This is a genomic window from Nonomuraea roseoviolacea subsp. carminata (genome assembly GCF_024172185.1).
In the GTDB taxonomy this organism is placed as follows: domain Bacteria; phylum Actinomycetota; class Actinomycetes; order Streptosporangiales; family Streptosporangiaceae; genus Nonomuraea; species Nonomuraea roseoviolacea.
In genome coordinates, this window is sequence record NZ_JAMZEC010000001.1 from 5,664,326 (window position 1) to 5,680,826 (window position 16,501).

Genomic DNA, 16,501 nt, shown 5'->3' on the forward strand with positions numbered 1-16,501 from the left:
ATGCGACGAAGAAGGCTGATCGTGCTCGTCGTCGCGGTTCTGGCGGTATTGGGTGCGTACGGCTTCGCGGTCGCGGCGGCCGGCCGGGTGCGGGGCAGCGCCGGGCAGACGGCCGAGTCCTACTTCCGGGCCTGGCGTGAGGGGGACGTGCGCGGCATGGCCCGCCTGGTCTACCAGCCGCCGGCCGACTTCGTCTCCCGCCACCTGGCCCTCACCAGGGACCTGGACGTCGAGAAGATCGAGCTGCGGCCCGGGGCGGTCAAGAGCACGGGGGAGGGGACCGCCGAGGTGCCGTTCACGGGGGTGCGCACGCTGCGCGAATTCGGGGCCTGGCCGTTCACGGGCACGCTGCGCCTGGCCGTACGGGACAAGGTGTGGAAGGTGCTGTGGGGCCCCGAGACGCTGCACCCGCTGCTCGCCGCCGGCGGCGAGCTGGAGATCGTGGACCTGCCGGACGCGAAGGCGGAGATGCTGACCAGCGAGGGCGACCGGATCCCGCACGACAGCTACGCCGGCGCCTACCTCGACCGGCTCGCGCCGGAGTTCGCGACGACCGGAGGAGGCCGGGCGCTGGTGGCCACCGCGCCCGGGAAGCCGGAGCAGCGGCTGCTGACGAAGGCGACCGCCCCGAAGACGCAGCGGACCACCCTGTCCCGGCCGGTGCAGGCGGCGGCGGCCCGCGCGCTGGACGGCGTGGCGGACGCGGCGGTGGTCGCGCTGCGGCCGAGCAGCGGCGAGGTGCTGGCGGTGGCCGACCGTCTGGCCGACGGCCAGAGCGCCTTCGACACCCTGTACCCGCCCGGCTCGACGTTCAAGACGATCACCGCGGCGGCCCTGCTCGGCGGCGGGCTCGACCCGGCGGCCGAGCTGCCCTGCCCGGGCGACTACCAGATCCCCTTCCACCGCTCCTTCCAGAACGCGGGCCTGCAGGACCACGGCGCCGTCACCTTCGCCGACGCCTTCGCCCTGTCGTGCAACACCACGTTCGTCGAGCAGGCCACCACCCGCCTCGGCCCGGGCGAGCTGCGGACCACGGCGGGGGAGTGGGGATTCGGCCACGCGCTGCCCACGGGCGTCGGCGGCACCTGCGGCACGATGGAGGAGCCGGAGGACGAGGACATGCTGGGGGCCGACGCCATCGGACAGGGCACCGTGCAGGCCACCCCGCTCTGCATGGCCGCGGTCGCCGCCGCGGTGCAGAGCGGCACCTGGCGCCCGCCGCGCCTGCTGCCCGAGAAGGAGGCGCGGCGCGTCGACGGTCCGCAGCCGGAGCCGGTCGCGCTGGACGAGGGGGTCGTCGAGGCGCTGCGCGGCATGATGGCGGCCGTCGTGGACCACGGGACGGCGAGCCAGGCGGGCCTCCCGGCGGGGGTGGCGGGCAAGACGGGGACGGCCGAGACGCCGGACGGCGCCGACCACGGCTGGTTCATCGGCTACCGCGACGACCTGGCGTTCTGCGTCTTCGTCCGGCACGGGGGAGCGGGCCGGACGGCGGCGCTGCCGATCGCCGCCCGCTTCCTCAACGGCCTGTGAGCCAACGGTCTGCGAGCAACGGTCTGCGAGCAACGGTCTGCGAGCAACGGTCTGTGAGCCGGGAAGGCCGATAACTTACGGTACCGTAGGTTTCATGACGACCGTCGCCGTGAAGCCCCGACTGCGTGGCTGGTTGCATACCGGAGCCCTCCCCGTGACGCTGGTCGCCGGCTTCGTGCTCGTGGCCCTCGGCCCCACCCTCCAGGCGCGCCTGGCCTCCGCTATCTACGCCATCACCTCGGGCCTGCTGTTCGGGGTCTCGGCCACCTACCATCGCGGCACGCTCGGGCCGCGCCTGGCCGAGGTGCTGCGCCGCTTCGACCACGCCAACATCTACCTGATCATCGCGGGCACCTACACGCCGTTCGCGCTGCTCGCGCTCGGCGGCGCGGCGCGGATCGCCGTGCTGTCGGTCATCTGGGGCGGCGCGCTGGCCGGCGTGGTGTTCCGGGTGTGCTGGATCGGCGCGCCGCGCTGGCTCTACACCGTCCTCTACCTCGCCCTCGGCTGGACGGCGATCTTCGTGATGCCACAGCTCCTGGAGGGCGCGGGGGTGGCCGCCGTGGTGCTGGTCGCCGTCGGCGGCCTCCTCTACAGCGCCGGCGCGATCGTGTACGGCCTGCGCCGCCCCGACCCGTCGCCCCGCTGGTTCGGCTTCCACGAGGTCTTCCACGCCTGCACCATCGCCGCCTACCTGGTGCAGTACGTCGCGGTCTCGATCGTGGTCTACTCCCACCTGTGACCCCGCGCGACCCGGGCGGGTCGGTCGATCGCCGACTTTTGACCCGACCGTGGTCTGCTCTGGGGATCCATCTGGAGATCACACCAATATGGACCAACTCGCGCGCATCTGGTGGCTCATCCTCATTCGGGGCATTGTGGCCGTCATCTTCGGCATCCTCGCGCTCATCTGGCCCGCCATCACGCTGCTGGTGCTGGTGATCTTCTTCGGCGCCTACGCGCTCGTGAACGGCATCTTCTCGATCGTCGCGGGCGTCCGGCACAACGCGACGTCACGGGCCTGGCTCATCATCTCCGGCGTCCTCGGCGTGCTGGCCGGCATCGTGGCCTTCGTGTGGCCCGGCATCACGTCGCTGGCCCTGCTCTACGTCGTGGCGTTCTGGGCCATCTTCAGCGGCGTCTCGGAGATCGTGGCGGGAATCCAGATGCGCAAGGTCATCGAGAACGAGTGGATGCTCATCATCGGCGGCGCGCTGTCGGTGATCTTCGGCATCCTGCTGCTGGTCTGGCCGGGGGCCGGACTGCTCACGCTCGTCTGGCTGCTCGGCATCTTCGCCATCATCTACGGCATCACGATGATCGTCCTCTCGTTCCGGGTGAAGAAACTTCCGGCAACGGCGTAGATATCCAGAAATTTTCCGGATGAATGGGGGTAGGGGCGGGCAAGTATGTCCCTGTCGCTTCGTCGTGGAGGAGCCATGGACGTACACGCCCGTCTCGCCCGCCATCTACTCGTCGACGGCTACCATCTCGTGCTCGACCTCGACCGCAGCCAGGGGTCCTGGCTCGTGGACGCGCGCGACGGACGCCGGTACCTGGACTTCTACACCTTCTTCGCCTCCGCGCCGCTGGGCGTGAACCCGCCGTTCGACGCCGGCAGCGCCGAGCTGCTCGGCCGGGTCGCGCGCAACAAGCCGGCCAACCCCGACATGTACACCGAGCAGCTCGCCGACTTCGTCGAGACCTTCATGCGCGTGCTCGGCGACCCCGAGCTGCCCCACCTGTTCTTCGTGGAGGGCGGCGCGCTCGCCGTCGAGAACGCGCTGAAGACCGCCTTCGACTGGAAGAGCCGCCGCAACGAGGCCGCCGGCCGCTCTCCCGACCTCGGCACCCGGGTGCTCCACCTGACCCGGGCCTTCCACGGCCGCAGCGGCTACACCCTCAGCCTGACCAACACCGAGCCGGGCAAGACCGACCGCTTCCCGAAGTTCGGCTGGCCCCGCGTCGACGTCCCGGCCGTCCACCTCGGCGACGTCGAGGCGGCCGAGGCGCGGGCGCTGGGACAGGCGCGGACCGCCTTCGAGCGGCATCCGCACGACATCGCCTGCTTCATCGCCGAGCCGATCCAGGGCGAGGGCGGCGACAACCACATGCGCCCCGAGTTCCTGCAGGCCATGCAGCGCCTGTGCCACGAGCACGACGCGCTGTTCGTGCTGGACGAGGTGCAGACCGGCGGCGGCACCACCGGGACGCCGTGGGCCTACCAGCAGCTCGGCCTCGCGCCGGACATCGTGGCCTTCGCCAAGAAGGTGCAGGTGGGCGGCATCATGGCGGGCCGCAGGGTGGACCTGGTGCCGGACAACGTCTTCCAGGTCAGCGGCCGGATCAACTCCACCTGGGGCGGGGGACTGGTGGACATGGTCCGCTCCCGCGCCCTGCTGGAGATCATCGAGCGGGACGGCCTGATCCCGCGGGCCGGGCGGCTGGGCGCGCTGGTGGTGGAGCGCCTGACCAAGCTGCAGGCCGAGCGGCCCGAGGTGGTGTCCAGTGTGCGCGGGCGCGGCCTGATGTGCGCCTTCGACCTGCCGGACCGGGAGAGCAGGGACGCCCTCGTGACCCGGTTGCGCGAGGAGCAGGGGGTGCTGGTGCTGCCGTGCGGGCCGCGTTCGGTACGGCTGCGCCCGGCGCTCAACATCACCGAGGACGAGCTGGACCACGGCCTGCGCGCGATCGCGGCGGCACTGGACACCTGACGCACGACCCCCGCGTGACGACCCGGCGTTCCCGGCGCTCCCCGAAACCGCCAAGCCTTGGCAAGAACATCGCCGCGGGCGGGCTTTCCGGCATCGGGGAGGCCGGGACGTCGCCAGGCTTTCCGGCATGGCCGAAGCTCCACCGTTCCCGCGTACCGCACCCCTCGCCGCCGAGCCCCTAACGGAGGGCTCCGCCGCCCCGCCCCCGCTGCGGCCCGCCGGCTGGTTGCCGGCGCTGGCCGTGACCGGATGCGTCGGGGCGGTCCTCGGTTATCACGGCGTCGCCTTCGCCGACCTGGCCGTCTTCACCGTCTACGCCGGTCTCGGCCTCACCCTGCCCGGCGTGCTCTGGGTGCGCGTCCTCTACCGCCGCCCGCACACCCTGCCCGAGGAGCTGGCCCTGGGCCTGGCCCTCGGCTACGCGGCGGAGATCCTCTGCTACCTGCCCGCGCGCGCGACGGGGATGCCGCTGCTCGTGGCCGCCTGGCCGATGGGCACGTACGCGATCTTCGCCGCCGTGCCGCGGCTGCGCGCCCACTGCCGGCGGACGCGCCGGGCCCGCGCCCCGCTGTGGTGGTCATGGTGCCTCGCGCTTGGCGTGATCTGCCTGACCCTGTGGATCGGGACCGGCTACTTCGCCGACCACCCGGTCGCCCTGCCGCCGGCCGCCGCCCTGCCCCACCTCGACATGGTGGCCCGGCTCATGAGCCACGGGCCGGACGGCGGGCCCTTCGGCCACGACTGGTTCGTCCACGCCCACCTGGCCGCCGCGAGCTGGATCACCGGCGTCGCGCCGTCCGTGCTGCTCCTCCGGCTGGCCGCGCCGCCCATGCTGGCCGCCCTGGTCGTGCTGCTCGCCATGGCGGGCCGCCGCTTCACCGGCTCCCGCCGCCAGGCGCTGGCCGCGCTGGCCGCCGCGGTGTTCGTGGCGGCGCCCGTCCTGTACACGGGGGACGCCGCGGGCGTCCTCGCCTGGACCCCGCCGCAGGAGTGGGCCACGCCCGCGCAGACCTTCGGCGCGCTGCTGTTCGCGCCGCTCGTGGTGCTGCTGCTCGACCTGTTCGGCGACCGGCCGCCGGGGCGCGGCGCGTGGCTGGTCTTCGCCGTGCTGCTCGCCGCGCTGGCCGGCGCCAAGGCCGTGTACGTGCCGCTGCTGGCCGCCGGGCTGCTGGCCGTCGTGGTGGTCGAGACGGTCAAGTGGCTGGCGCCGCCCCGCCGCGCCGTCGCCGCGCTCGGGCTGACGGCGTGCGCGCTCGCGGCGCAGGCGGCGCTCCTCGGCGACGCCTGGCAGGGGACGGCCGTCCGGCCGCTGGAGTTCGCGCGGGCGTCCTGGGCCGGGCTGACCGGCGCCGCGGACACGGCCGAGGCGCCGACGGCGTCGCTGGCCGGCGTCGCCGCGCTGGGCCTGCTGTGCGGGGCGATCACCTGGAGCGGCGTGCTCGGGCTGGTCCGGCGGCCCCGGCTGCTGGGGCGCCCGCCGGTCGTGCTGGCGCTCGGCATGGGCGCGGCCGGGCTCGGCGCGGTGCTGCTGCTCGGCGACCCGCACCTCGCCCAGGGCGACTACCTCCAGGCCGCCTGCCCGTACCTCGCGATGGCCGCCGTCCACGGGCTCGGCTGCGTGGCGCGCAGGGCGCACGTCACGTTCCCGGCCGGGCTGTGCGCGGTGCTGGCCGGGGTGGCGGCGGCCTGCGCCGTCCGCTGGGTCTTCGCCGTGCACGTGCCGCTGCGGCCGGGGGCCGGGGAGCTCGCCCTGTACCTGCCGTACCTCACGCTGGCCGGCGTGGTGCTCGCGGCGGGGGCGCTGCTGGCGGCGACCGGCCAGCCACGGGCCCGCGTCCTCGCGCTGACGCTCCTCCTCGTGACGGCGGCGGGCACGCCGGCCGCCTGGCTCGGCCGGGCGCTGCCGGTCGCGTCCCCCGCCGTGACCGCCCCGGCGCAGCCGGCCGGTCCCGGGGAGGTGAGCGGTCCCGCCGCGGGGACGTGAGACCCCGGACATGGCGAAGGCCCTCCGGCCACCGGCCGGAGGGCCTTCGCGCGCGTCAGGTCACAGCACCTCGACGTTGGGGCCGCGGCAGCGGTTGCGGGTGTCGAAGACGTACGGGCTGACCTCCTGCACCAGCTCGAAGTCGAACTGGTCGTGGTCGGTGAGCACCAGGACCGCGTCGGCCTCGGCCAGCTCCCGGCGCGTCGCCTCGACGATCTCGATGCCCGCGGGCAACCGGCAGTCGGTCACGTGCGGGTCGGCGGCCCGCACGCGGGCGCCCAGCTTGTGCAGCGACTTGACCACGTCGATGGCCGGGGACTCGCGGCAGTCGCCGGCGTTCTTCTTGTACGCGAGCCCGAGCACGACCACCCGGCTGCCGTTGAGCGCCTTGCCGCGCTGGTTGAGCGCCAGCATGAGCCGGTGGACGACCCGGTCCGGCATGTGGTCGTTGATGTCGTTGGCCAGCTCCACGAACCGGAAGTTGTGCCCGAGGCTGCGCTTGACCTTCCACGACAGGTACGACGGGTCGATCGGCAGGCAGTGGCCGCCGACGCCCGGGCCCGGCGTGAAGCGCATGAAGCCGAACGGCTTGGTCGAGGCGGCGTCGATGGCCTCCCAGACGTCGATGCCGAGCTGCTCGGCGAAGATCGCCAGCTCGTTGACCAGTGCGATGTTGACGTGCCGGAACGTGTTCTCCAGCAGCTTGCACAGCTCGGCGACCTGGAGCGAGGACACCGGCACGACCCGGTCCACGACCCGCTGGTAGAAGCCCTGGATCCGCTTCAGCGAGGCCGCGTCGATGCCCGAGACGACCTTCGGCGTGTTCTCCAGCCGCCACACGGCGTTGCCCGGGTCGATCCGCTCGGGGCTGTAGCCCAGCAGGAAGTCCTCCGGGGCGCGCAGGCCGGAGCCCTCCTCCAGGATCGGCAGGAGGTACTCCTCCGTGGTGCCGGGATAGGTGGTCGACTCCAGGACCACCGTGGCGCCCGGCCGTACCAGCGGGGCGATGGAGCGGCCGGCCGACGCGATGTGGCAGAGGTCGGGGGCGCCCTCCGACAGCGGGGTCGGGACCGTGATCACGCACACGTCGAAGCCCTCGGCGGCGGCGTAGTCCGTGCCGGCCAGGTAGCGGCCGCAGCGCAGCGCGGCCGCCACCTGCTCGTCGCTGATGTCCTCGACGAACGACTCGCCGGCGTTGAGCCGCTTGACGCGCCACTCGTCGACGTCGATCCCCACGACGTCGAAGCCGGCCTCGACCGCCCGCATCGCCAGCGGCAGGCCGACGTATCCCTGGCCGACGACTACGAGTTTCTCTCCCATGTCTGGACCCCCGTCACTTCGAGATGAGATATCACCTGACTGTAGGAGTCAGGTGATCTCGCACCGCCGATTCGGCGCGAGGCCCGGCGTGTCGCCGGCGCGCCGGCCAGGGGGCGGACGGCGAAGGTCGCACCACAGGCAAGGACTGGCAAGGACATGGCCCAGGCGGGATGTACGCGCCGGTCGTCGATGATCTCCTCGCCACACTTGCGGGCATGGCCAATCTTTCGCCGCGTTCATGGCTGTCCGTCGGGTTGACCGGCGTGCTGGCCATGGGCCTGCTCACCGCCTCCACCTGGAGCGCGGATGCCCGCCAGGAGCCGATCGACCTCGGCGAGGGGCTGGGCGTCGCGGTGATGGCGGGCCTCGCCGTCAACAACGAGGAGCTGACGCGCATCACCGGTGACGTCGCGGTCAGCCCCGGCGGCGTCGTGACCGGCTTCCCGCCGGGTGTGGTGCTGGGCCGGATCTACCGCGGCAACGGGCAGGCGGCCCGGATCCGCGGCGACGTGGAATCCGCCTACCACGAGGCGCAGGGGCGGGCCGCCAACGGCGTCATCCCGGCGCAGCTCGGCGGCCGGACCCTCGGGCCCGGCGTGTACGAGAGCAGGAGCGGCGCCTTCGTGCTCGACGGGACCCTCAAGCTGGACGCCAAGGGCGACCCCGACGCGGTCTTCATCTTCAAGGCCGACACGACGCTGAACACCGCCGAGGTCAGCAACATCGACGTCCTCAACGGCGCCCAGGAGGAGAACATCTTCTGGGCAGTCGCCAACACCGCCAGCCTGGGCACGCTGTCCACATTCCGCGGCAACATCCTCGCCCGGAACGGGGTCGTCGTGGACGAGGGCGTCCAGATGGTCGGGCGGGCGGTGTCGCTCGACACGTCCGTCAGCATCGCGGGCACCGGGGCCACTCCCAGGACGCTCATCTCGGTGCCGGACCGCCCGCCGACGTCCACCACCCTCACCTCCGCCCCGAACCCCTCCCGCCTGCGCGAGCCGGTCACCTTCACGGCCGTGGTCGACGGGGAGGTCAACGGCGTCCACGCCGGCGGCGAGGTGATCTTCAAGGACGGGGGCACGGTGATCGGCTCGGCCCTGCTGGACGACCACGGCGTCGCCCGGTTCACCACCGACGAGCTGACCAGGGGCGTGCACCAGATGAGCGCCGTCTACCTGGACGAGGGCAGCGCCGTCAACGAGGCCTGGGTCTACTTCCAGCCCAGCCAATCCCCCGCCATCGAGCACCAGGTGCTCAACCGCCGATAGGACCTGACCGACACAGGGGGACCGTGCAGTGTTTCGCAGGATGAGAACGCCGGCGCTGATGAGAACGCCGGCGCTGGTGCTGACGATGGCCTGCGCCGCCTGGGGACTGGCCGGCGTCGGCCCGGCCCCGGCGGGCGCGCAGGCCGCCACCGGCCCGTCCGCGGCTGGGACGAACGCCGCGAGGAGGGCGGGGGCCCTGGCCGGCGCGGCGGTCACGCTCACCGGATCGGCGTTCAGGGCGGGCCGCTCCGCCGCGCACGGGCGCTGCCGCAGGCACCACTGCGGGTGCCGGCGCGGGTGGTGCGGGCGCGCGTGGCCGGGCCCGCCCGGACCGCCGGGACCGCGCGGGCACCGCGGCGCCCGCGGCCCGCAGGGCGTGGCGGGGCACGAGGGCGCGCCCGGCGAGGACGGCGCGACCGGGCCGCAGGGGCCGCGCGGTCCCCAGGGGCCCACGGGCCCGCGAGGCCCGGTGGGGCCCGCGGGCGGCGACGGCCCGGGCATCGACACGACGCTCGTCTCGCTCACGTTCCCGCCGTTCGACACCAACTTCGCGGGGTACGCCCGGGGCGGCGACACCTGGATCCGCGACCCTCGCAGCGCCGCGCCGTGGCACAGCCTGAGCCAGGTGGACAACTATCCGGACGGCGTGGTCGGCGTCTCGGTGACCGAGGCGGTGCCGCTCGACGCCCTGCTGGTCACCGTGGTCACCGCGGACGGCCGGGTGGCCGAGACGACCTGCCGGTTCACCGAGGGCACGCCGCCACCCGCCGGTCCGGCCTGGGGCACCACCTTCTGCGACGACTTCCGAGCGATCACCCCGCCCGCCTGACCCGAGCGTTCGCCCGACCGTGCCGTGGTCCGAACCGCGGCCGGTCGGGCGCGGGTAAGGCTTGCGCAACGGGTGCGTCACGCGCGGTGGCGCGCCGCCTGCCCGGGGACGGCGCCGGGTTTCACTGCGGCTGTGAGCACCACCGCGGTGAGAACCGTTCCCTTCAACCGGCCGTACGTCAGCGAGCGCGAGCTCGACTACGTCGCGCAGGCCGTCCGCAACGGGCGGACCTGCGGCGACGGGCCGTTCACCCGCCGGGCGAGCGCGCTGCTGCGCGAGCTGACCGGCGCCCGCCACGCGCTGCTGACCACCTCCTGCACCCACGCCCTGGAGATGTCGGCGCTGCTGCTCGACCTGCGGCCCGGGGACGAGGTGATCGTGCCGTCGTTCACCTTCATGTCCACGGCCAACGCCTACGCGCTGCGCGGCGCCGTCCCGGTCTTCGCCGACTGCCGGCCCGACACGCTGAACCTCGAGGAACGCCTCGTCGAGGAGGCCGTCACCGAGCGGACCCGGGCCATCGCCGTCGTCCACTACGCGGGCGTCGCCTGCGCGATGGAGGAGCTCGGCAAGATCGCCGACCGCTACGGCCTCGCGCTCGTCGAGGACAACGCGCACGGCCTGGGCGGCTCCTACCAGGGCCGGCCGCTCGGGTCGTTCGGCGACATGGCCGCGCAGAGCTTCCACGAGACCAAGAACGTCCAGTGCGGCGAGGGCGGGGCGCTGCTCGTCAACGACGACGAGCTGGCCGCGCGGGCCGAGATCGTCCGCGAGAAGGGCACCGACCGGGGCCGGTTCTTCCGCGGCCAGGTCGACAAGTACCGCTGGGTCGACATCGGCTCCAGCTACCTGCCGTCCGACGTGCTCGCCGCCCAGCTCACCGGGCAGTTCGAGGCGTTCGGCGACATCCAGCGCCGGCGCCTGGAGGTGTGGCGGGCCTACCACGAGGGCCTGGCCGGCTGGGCGGCGGCCAACGGGGTCGGCCGGCCGACCGTGCCGGACGGCTGCGAGCACCCGGCCCACCTGTACTACCTGATGCTCCCCGGCCTGGACAGCCGCCAGGCGTTCATCGCCCACCTCGCCGCGCGGGGCGTGCAGGCGCCGTTCCACTACCAGCCGCTGCACGACGCGCCCGCCGGCATCCGGTACGGGCGGCCGGCGCCGGGCGGCTGCCCCGTCACCGAGCAGGTCGCCGACCGGCTCGTGCGGCTGCCGCTCCACGCCGGCCTCGGCGAGGAGGACGTGGCGTACGTCATCGACGCCGTCCGGGAGTTCACCGTCCGGGAAGACGCCGTCCGGAAAGGCGAGGCGCGCTGATGGCCTGGCAGGACGTGATCGAGGCGCGGGCCGTCCGGGCGGTGCCCTCACCGCTGGAGTCGGCCCGCTTCGGCCGCCCGGTGGAGCGCCTGACCGTCGGCGCCGGGTCAGCAGCCGGGTCAGGGGCGGCGCCGGCCCAGGGGGAGGCGCCGGACCCGGACGACACTCTCGACGCGGTCCGCGAGGCCGTTCTGGAGTCGGCGGCCGACGTGATCGTGCTGCGCTACCCGGCCGAGCGCGTCGGCTGGTTCGCCGCGCTGACCGGTCTCGGCCGGACCGCGATCTACGCCGACTGCCTGATGTACTGGCGCCTGAGCGCCGGCCGGGGCCGCCCGCCGGAGCCGTCGCCCGGCCTGCGGACCGGCCCGCTGCACGACCCGGACGCCGTCGGCGCGCTGGTCGCCGACATCTTCGCCGCGTACGGCAACCACTACCTGGCCGACCCGCTCCTCGACCCGGCCGCCGCGCTGGCGGGCTACCAGGAGTGGGCGGCGTGCTCCGCCGCCGAGGGGAGCTGCGTGGCGCTCGACGACGGCGCGCGGGTGCTGGGGATCGCCACGCTGGAGGACGGCGGGCCCCGCACCGAGATCCTGCTCGCCGGGGTGGTCTCCGCCGCCCAGGGGCGCGGCCTGTACGGCCACCTGCTCAAGGCCGTCGAGGACCACGCCCTGGCCCGCGGCGGCGGCGAGGTCGTCATCTCCACCCAGAGTCACAACACGCGGGTGCAGCGGGCCTGGGCGCGGTACGGGTTCGTCCCGGTGCAGGCGCACGTCACCGTCCACCTGGTGCGGACGGCACTCCTGCCGTCAGCGGGCGGGACGGCACCGCCGCGCTCAGCGGGCGCGGCATCATTCCCGCGCCCAGCGGGCGGGGCGGCATCCCCGCGCTCAGCGGGCGGGACGACGCTGCCGCGCCCGGTGGACGCGTGAACGCCCTGACCCGGCCGCCGGCCGTCCGCCCGGCCGCCCGGCCGGGGATGGCGCACCGGCTCGCCTACCTGGCCGGGGGCGGCGTGACCGCCGTCATCTACTACGGCATCCTCGCCGCGGCCCTGGCCGCCACGGGGGGACGGGTGCCGTACCTGCTGCTGGTGGTGGCCAGCCACCTCGTCACCGTGGTGATCGTGTACCCGTGGTACCGGCTGGTCGTCTTCCCCGGCGCGGGACACGGCTGGCTGGCCGGCTACCTGCGCTTCTACGCTGCCGGGCTGAGCATCCTGTCGGCCTCCCTCGTGGGGCTGCCGATCCTGGTCGAGCTGGCCGGGCTGCCGGTGCTGGCCGCCCAGGCGCTGATCATCACCCTGACGTTCTCGTGCAGCTACGCGCTGCACCGCGCCTGGACGTTCCGCCGGCGCGGATCCTCGCGGCGGGGCCGGGAAAGGTCCGGCAACCCGGCGCACAACCTTCGGCCAAAGCGCAGCGCGGCGAGGACCCGGTGATCCCGGCCGTTCGTAGCTTCGGGACCGACATGGTCGATCACCACGGGCCACGCGCTCGTCGCGAAAGGACTCCACGGCGATGAAGGCGCTCGTGCTGGCAGGGGGCAAGGGGACGCGGCTGCGCCCGCTCACCCACACGTCGGCGAAGCAGTTGGTGCCGGTCGCCAACAAACCGGTCCTGTTCTACGGCCTGGAGGCCATCCGGGCGGCCGGGATCACCGAGGTCGGCATCGTCGTCGGCGACACGGGGGCGGAGGTGCGCGAGGCCGTCGGCGACGGCTCCCGGTTCGGGCTGGAGGTGACCTACATCCCCCAGGACGCGCCGCTCGGGCTGGCCCACTGCGTGCTCATCGCCCGCGACTTCCTCGGCGACGAGCCGTTCGTGATGTACCTGGGCGACAACTTCCTCATCGGCGGCATCGCCGACCTGGTGGACGCCTTCGGCGCGGCCGGCCACGACGCCCAGATCCTGCTCACCAAGGTCGCCGAGCCGCAGTTCTACGGCGTCGCCGAGCTCGGCCCCGACGGGCAGATCCTGCGGCTGGAGGAGAAGCCCGCGTACCCGCGCAGCGACCTCGCGATCGTCGGCGTCTACACCTTCTCCCCGGCCATCCACGAGGCGGTCCGCTCGATCGAGCCGTCCGCGCGGGGCGAGCTGGAGATCACCGACGCCATCAAGTGGCTCATCGACCACGGCTACAGCGTCCACTCGCACTTCGTCAGCGGCTACTGGAAGGACACCGGGCGGCTGCAGGACATGCTGGAGTGCAACCGGATCGTCCTGGAGGCGATCGGCCCCGACATCCGGGGGAGCGTGGACGGCGCCTCGGAGATCAGCGGGAACGTCGTCGTCGAGCCCGGCGCGTCGGTGGAGGGCTCGGTGATCCGCGGGCCCGCCGTCATCGGCGCCAACACGGTGATCCGCGACTCCTACGTCGGGCCGTACACCTCGATCGGCGAGAGCTGCCTGATCCGCGACAGCGAGGTGGAGTACGCGATCGTGCTGCGGGACTCCTCCATCACGGGGATCTCCCGGCTCACGTACTCGCTCATCGGGCGCAACGTCGAGGTGACCAGGGCACAGGGCATGCCCAACGCCTGCCAGCTCATGGTGGGCGACCACAGCAAGGTCCAGGTGCGGGCCTGACGGCACGGCCACCGTACCGCGTGGCCCGATCGAGGAGAGGTCATGGAGGCTACGGAGATCCGCCGCACGGTCGAGCTGGAGGACCACCATTGGTGGTACCGCGAGCGGCGCGCCATCCTCGCCCGCGAGCTGCGCAGGCTGCGCCGGTACGGGCCGCCCGGCCGGGCGCTGGACATCGGCGCGGCCGGCGGCGGCAACACGCGGGTGCTCGTGCGGCACGGCTGGGACGCGCTGGTCGCGGACTACTCCGAGCTCGCCGTGGAGCTGGCCCGCGAGCGCGGCCTGAAGGCCATCCACGCCGACGCGCGGGAGCTGCCGCTGCCCGACGACGCCTTCGACCTGGTGTGCGCCTTCGACGTGCTGGAGCACATCGAGGAGGACGGCCGCGCCGCCGCCGAGATCGTCCGGGTGCTCCGTCCGGGCGGCACGGCGCTGATCACCGTGCCGTGCGACATGGCGCTGTGGTCGGCGCACGACGTCGCCTCCGGCCACGTCCGCAGGTACACCCGGCCGACCCTGCGCGCGCTGCTCGCCGGCCAGGGGCTCGTCCTGGACCGGATGTGGAGCTGGAACGTGCTGCTGCGGCCCGTGGTCGCCCGCCATCGCAAGAGCAGCTCGGGCTCGGACGTCATGGAGCTGCCGTACCTGGTGAACCTGGGGCTCCGAGGCGTGATCACGGCCGAGCGCTACCTGCCGGTGCGCTCGCTCCCCGGGGTGTCGCTGATCGTGCGGGCGCACCGCCCGGCCCACGGTTAGCATGACGTTCCATAGCCGCTCAGTTACTCAGAGCAGTATTTGCAGTACAACAGGGGTGTGATTCACCCGGAGGGGCGCACCCCCGCGACACCCGCCCCGTCGCACCGCACTCCAGGGCCGATCGGCTCGCCGTCACCGGCGCCGCTCGCCCGTCCCCGCTCCCGCCGCGCGCCGTCGGCGCGCCGGCCGGGCACCCGCCGCACCGCGCTGGCGGCGATCCTCTCGACCATCCTCGCGACGGGTCTCCTCGCGGTGATGCCTGACAGGGCCGTCGCCGCGCCGCTGATCCCGCTCGGGAGCTCGGCGGGCTTCGCGGTCCTGGCGGGCGGCGCGGTGGCCAACACCGACAACACCACCGTCACAGGCGACCTGGGCACCAGCCCGGGCACCGTGGTGTCGGGGTTCCCGCCCGGCCAGGTGATCGGCACGATCCACGCCGGCGACGCCACCGCCGCCTCGGCCAAGACCGACGCGGTCGCCGCCTACAACAACGCGGCGGGGCGCGGGGTGACCGACAACGTGCCCGCGCAGCTCGGCGGCACCACCAAGGGGCCGGGCGTCTTCGTCCCGCAGTCCGGCACCACCTTCCAGATCAACGGCACCCTCACCCTGGACGCGCAGACCGACCCGAACGCGATCTTCATCTTCCGGGCGGCCACGCTGACCACCGCCACGGTGAGCAACATCAACCTGGTCAACGGCGCCCGGACGGACAACGTCTTCTTCCAGATCACCGGCACGGCGACCCTGGGCATGAACTCGACGTTCCGCGGCAACGTGCTGGCCAACAACGCGGCCACGGTCAGCTCCGGCGCGGCGGTCACCGGCCGGGTCTTCGCCCTGACCAACAACGTCACGCTCCAGGGCACCACGTCCGGGCCCCGCACCCGCGTCTCCCTGCCGGAGGAACTGCCGACACAGACGTCGCTGACCGTGTCGCCCACCGGCTCCGCGGCCGAGGGGCAGCAGGTCACCCTCTCCGCCGAGGTCACTCCGCAGTCCAGCCCGGTGGCCCCACAGGGGAAGGTGGCCTTCAAGGACGGGAGCACGCTGCTCGGTACGGACACCCTCGACGTGAACGGCGACGCCCAGATCCAGACCTCGACGCTGCCCGGCGGCAACCACCGGATCACGGCCGTCTTCCTGGGCGGAGAGACCTTCGACGGCGAGGAGCTCGTCTACCTCGCCCCGAGCACCTCAGCCGGCGTGAACCTCACGGTGACCGAGTCCCTGTGGCCGAGCTCGGCGACTCCAGCCGTGGCCAACCACCCCGACACCGACCCGGTCACGCTGGGGGTCAGGTTCGCCTCCTCCACGTCCGGGCTCGTCCAGGGCATCCGCTTCTACAAGGGGTCGCAGAACACCGGCACCCACATCGGCAGCCTGTGGACCTCCGGCGGCACGCAGCTGGCCACCGTGACCTTCACCGGCGAGACCGCCTCGGGATGGCAGCAGGCGAACTTCTCCACCCCGGTCCCGATCAACGCCGGCGTCGTCTACATCGCCTCCTACTTCACCTCCGCGGGACACTTCTCGTACACGCAGAACTACTTCAACAGCGATCGCAACAGCCCGCCACTGACCGCCCCGGCCAGCGCGCCGGGGGCCCGCAACGGCATCTACACCTACGGCGCGGCGAACGCGTTCCCGACGAGCACCTTCCAGGCCAGCAACTACTGGGTCGATCCGGTGTTCGTGCGCTCGGACACCGTCTGGACGGACACGGCGACCCCCGCCGTGTTCAACGAGCCCGGCACCAACCCGGTGACGCTGGGCGTCAAGTTCCGCGCCGACACGGCGGGGGTCGTGCGGGGCATCCGCTTCTTCAAGGGGTCGCAGAACACCGGCACCCACATCGGCACCCTGTGGACCTCCGGCGGCACGCAGCTCGCCAGCGTGACGTTCTCGGGTGAGAGCGCGAGCGGCTGGCAGCAGGCGTATTTCTCGTCGCCGGTCAGCATCTCCGCCGACACCACCTATGTGGCCTCTTATTACACTTCATCGGGACATTTCTCATACACGGTGGAGGACTTCTTCGACGCGGAACGCAATTACCCGCTGACCGCGCTCGAGGACGGCGGCGTCTCCGGAGCCAACGGCGTGTACGCATACGCGGCGACGAACACGTTCCCCACCAACTCCTATCAGGCCACGAATTACTGGGTTGACGTATTGTTTGACATCAGTTAATC

At 73.0% G+C, this 16,501-nt stretch carries 15 protein-coding genes; 13 read left to right on the top strand and 2 right to left on the bottom strand.

Translation table 11 applies throughout. The features are described 5' to 3' along the window. The 5 genes from HD595_RS26285 (at position 1) to HD595_RS26305 (ending at position 6,231) form a co-directional block, all read left to right on the top strand. Positions 1-1,533, top strand: a complete 1,533-nt coding sequence (locus HD595_RS26285) for a penicillin-binding transpeptidase domain-containing protein (protein ID WP_253773452.1) — start codon at positions 1-3, stop codon at positions 1,531-1,533. 94 nt (positions 1,534-1,627) lie between these two features. Beyond that, positions 1,628-2,275 carry a PAQR family membrane homeostasis protein TrhA gene (trhA, locus tag HD595_RS26290; protein ID WP_253773454.1) on the top strand — a complete coding sequence of 216 codons (648 nt, stop codon included), beginning with the start codon at positions 1,628-1,630 and terminating at the stop codon, positions 2,273-2,275. An 88-nt stretch (positions 2,276-2,363) separates the two neighbouring features. Continuing rightward, complete coding sequence (locus HD595_RS26295; protein WP_253773456.1) at positions 2,364-2,897, top strand: HdeD family acid-resistance protein; 534 nt, start codon at positions 2,364-2,366, stop codon at positions 2,895-2,897. A 75-nt stretch (positions 2,898-2,972) separates the two neighbouring features. Further along, entirely contained in the window at positions 2,973-4,247 is a 1,275-nt protein-coding gene (lat, locus tag HD595_RS26300) for an L-lysine 6-transaminase (protein WP_253773458.1), read from the top strand. 127 nt (positions 4,248-4,374) lie between these two features. Next, complete coding sequence (locus tag HD595_RS26305) at positions 4,375-6,231, top strand: hypothetical protein (protein WP_253773460.1); 1,857 nt, start codon at positions 4,375-4,377, stop codon at positions 6,229-6,231. A gap of 60 nt (positions 6,232-6,291) precedes the next feature. Here the strand turns inward: HD595_RS26305 and HD595_RS26310 are convergent, their stop codons facing one another. Then, positions 6,292-7,551 (bottom strand): nucleotide sugar dehydrogenase, encoded by a 1,260-nt coding sequence (locus HD595_RS26310; RefSeq protein ID WP_253773462.1) that lies wholly within the window; start codon positions 7,549-7,551, stop codon positions 6,292-6,294. A gap of 215 nt (positions 7,552-7,766) precedes the next feature. Here HD595_RS26310 and HD595_RS26315 point away from each other — a divergent pair, with 215 nt between their 5' ends. The 7 genes from HD595_RS26315 to HD595_RS26345 all read left to right on the top strand — a co-directional run bounded on the left by HD595_RS26315 (position 7,767) and on the right by HD595_RS26345 (position 14,309). Further along, positions 7,767-8,822, top strand: a complete 1,056-nt coding sequence (locus tag HD595_RS26315) for an ice-binding family protein (RefSeq protein ID WP_253773464.1) — start codon at positions 7,767-7,769, stop codon at positions 8,820-8,822. Between the two features lie 58 nt (positions 8,823-8,880). Next, positions 8,881-9,651, top strand: coding sequence for a hypothetical protein (locus HD595_RS46085; protein WP_301309602.1), 771 nt, complete (start codon positions 8,881-8,883; stop codon positions 9,649-9,651). Positions 9,652-9,798: 147 nt separating this feature from the next. Further along, positions 9,799-10,968 carry a dTDP-4-amino-4,6-dideoxygalactose transaminase gene (gene rffA / locus HD595_RS26325; protein ID WP_253773466.1) on the top strand — a complete coding sequence of 390 codons (1,170 nt, stop codon included), beginning with the start codon at positions 9,799-9,801 and terminating at the stop codon, positions 10,966-10,968. After that, positions 10,968-11,897: a GNAT family N-acetyltransferase gene (locus HD595_RS26330; protein ID WP_253773468.1), complete on the top strand. Its 930-nt coding sequence runs from the start codon at positions 10,968-10,970 to the stop codon at positions 11,895-11,897. The genes rffA and HD595_RS26330 overlap by 1 nt, the downstream gene beginning before the upstream one ends. After that, a complete protein-coding gene (locus tag HD595_RS26335) occupies positions 11,894-12,406 on the top strand; it encodes a GtrA family protein (RefSeq protein WP_253773470.1) in 513 nt (170 codons plus the stop codon). Before HD595_RS26330 ends, HD595_RS26335 begins: the two co-directional genes overlap by 4 nt. Positions 12,407-12,485: 79 nt before the next feature. Beyond that, complete coding sequence (locus HD595_RS26340) at positions 12,486-13,553, top strand: glucose-1-phosphate thymidylyltransferase (RefSeq protein WP_253773472.1); 1,068 nt, start codon at positions 12,486-12,488, stop codon at positions 13,551-13,553. A 42-nt stretch (positions 13,554-13,595) separates the two neighbouring features. Continuing rightward, a complete protein-coding gene (locus HD595_RS26345) occupies positions 13,596-14,309 on the top strand; it encodes a class I SAM-dependent methyltransferase (protein ID WP_253773474.1) in 714 nt (237 codons plus the stop codon). A gap of 62 nt (positions 14,310-14,371) precedes the next feature. Here the strand turns inward: HD595_RS26345 and HD595_RS26350 are convergent, their stop codons facing one another. Next, positions 14,372-14,539, bottom strand: a complete 168-nt coding sequence (locus HD595_RS26350; RefSeq protein ID WP_253773476.1) for a hypothetical protein — start codon at positions 14,537-14,539, stop codon at positions 14,372-14,374. 25 nt (positions 14,540-14,564) lie between these two features. On the opposite strand from HD595_RS26350, the gene HD595_RS26355 reads away from it, so the two are divergent. Continuing rightward, the gene (locus tag HD595_RS26355) at positions 14,565-16,499 is read left to right on the top strand and encodes a DUF4082 domain-containing protein (RefSeq protein ID WP_253773478.1); all 1,935 of its coding nucleotides are present in this window, start codon (positions 14,565-14,567) and stop codon (positions 16,497-16,499) included. Positions 16,500-16,501: the final 2 nt, after the last annotated feature.